This window comes from Cellulomonas sp. ACRRI (assembly GCF_022346185.1).
Taxonomy (GTDB): domain Bacteria; phylum Actinomycetota; class Actinomycetes; order Actinomycetales; family Cellulomonadaceae; genus Cellulomonas.
In genome coordinates, this window is sequence record NZ_JAKRMS010000254.1 from 1 (window position 1) to 1,484 (window position 1,484).

General features: G+C 81.7%; 1 protein-coding gene. It reads right to left on the reverse strand.

The annotated features are described in order from the left end of the window. Positions 1 to 1,457: hypothetical protein (locus tag MHY85_RS20985; protein WP_239200393.1), on the reverse strand; the 1,457-nt coding region annotated here is incomplete at its 3' end. Between the last annotated feature and the right edge of the window lie 27 nt (positions 1,458 to 1,484).

Consider the following 1,484-nt stretch of genomic DNA (forward strand, 5'->3'; position numbering starts at 1 on the left):
GCGGTGGGGCCGTCGGCGGGGACCGCGGGGACCGCGGGCTCCGCGGGCGGCTCGGCGGGCGGCTCGGCGGGCGGCTCGGCGGGCGGGAGCGGGCGACCGAGGAGCAGCTCCAGGCGGGCCCGCGCGCGCCGCCCGGTGGCACCCGGCGGGACGGGCACGGCCAGGGCGGCGTCGGGCTCGCCGCACGCGAGGCCGAGGTAGCGCGCGTACCACTCGTCGACGGCGCCGGTCCCGTCGGTCGCGGGGCGCTCGCGCGCCGCGGCGACCACCTCCTCGACGTCCGCACGGCCGGCCCCGGCCTGCGTCATCGCGTCGAGGAGGCGCACCGTCGTCGCCGGGGTCGGCTCGTGCTGCCACTCCGCCCGGCGGACGGCGAGCCGGATGCCTGCCGCGTGCCGCAGCCTGCGGCCCAGCACCGCGACCCCCTCGCGCGACGCCGCCCACCCCGTCACCGTCACCCCGGCCGGCGCGTCGGCCGCGGCGCTCGGCACGACGCCGAGCGCCTGCTCGACCCGGTCGCGCGCCCGCAGCTCCTCGACCCGGTTCCGCGACGCCACCAGGTGCTCCGCGACGAGCGGCGGGACGACCACCACCTCCGTCCGGTCCCCGGACTCGACCAGCCGGACCACCCCCGCGTCCTCGAGCGCGGCCAGCTCGTCCCAGCCGAGCACGCGCCGGACCACGTCGGGGCTCGCCGGGCCCAGCGTGGCCAGCACCCCCAGCGCCGACCGCGCCTCCCCGCCCAGCCGCTCCAGCAGCTGGTCCACCACGGTCTCCAGGCCCGGAGTGCGCAGATCCGCGACCGCCGTCCACGCGCCGCCCGCCTCGACCAGCCGGCCGGCCCGGCGCGCGCCCGAGACGATCGCCCGCGCCACGCCCGGCAGGCCGGCCGACAGCGCGTAGACGCGGGCCGCCGCGTCGGGCGCCGCCGGGGCGCCGAGCTCCTCGGCCAGCACCGCCAGGAGGTCGTCGAACCGCAGCGGCGGCACCGCGAGCGCCGCGACGGGCACCTCCCCGGCGGCACGCAGGGCGGCGAGCCGGCTGCCCCGGTCCGGCCGCGAGGTGAGCAGCGGCCGGGCGGCGGTCCGGTCGACGACCGTCGCGAGCACCGCGCGCGTCTCCTCGTCCAGCAGATCCGCGCGCCGCGCGAGCAGCACCGCGCGCCCGGTCCCGACCGCCTCCTGCACGCGGGACACCGCGAGCGCGAGCGGCTCCCCCGACGCAGGGCGTGCCGCCGGACCCGCGAGGGACAGCGCCCCGAGCGGCCGGCCGCGCACGCCCGGCCGACCGGGCACCCGGACCACCTGCCACCCGTCCTCGGCAAGCACACCCGCGGCGCGCTCGGCCAGCGCCCCGGCGCCTGCGCCCGCGACCCCCGTCAGCAGGACCCCGGTCCCGGGCCGCAGCGCGTCCAGGACCTGGCCGACCACGTCGTCGTTCCAGGACTCCCCCTGCACGCGCACCACGCTACCGAGGCCGGCCCC